Here is a 255-nt window from a genome sequence, read left to right on the forward strand (position 1 = left end):
TTCTTAGGTTGTTCACCGTCTTCGGTTGGGTGGCCTGGAATGTCATTGCCTTCCTTATCCTTGTGACTGGTCTTCACTTTTTCGTAGACATGTTCTGTGTCGCCGTTTGGAAGTTTCTTAGTCTCTACGAAGCGGTAACCTGGAATATCTTTCTTAGGTTGTTCACCGTCTTCGGTTGGGTGGCCTGGAATGTCATTGCCTTCCTTATCCTTGTGACTGGTCTTCACCTTCTCATAAACGTGTTCTGTGTCACCG

Annotated in this window: 1 protein-coding gene; it reads right to left on the reverse strand. The window is 47.1% G+C overall.

What is annotated here, in order from left to right; translation table 11 throughout:
* Window positions 1-255: hypothetical protein (locus M1F65_RS05075; protein WP_247925698.1), on the reverse strand; the 255-nt coding region annotated here is incomplete at both ends.

Origin of the sequence: Streptococcus oralis (assembly GCF_023109195.1) — a bacterium.
Classification (GTDB): Bacteria; Bacillota; Bacilli; order Lactobacillales; family Streptococcaceae; genus Streptococcus; species Streptococcus oralis_BV.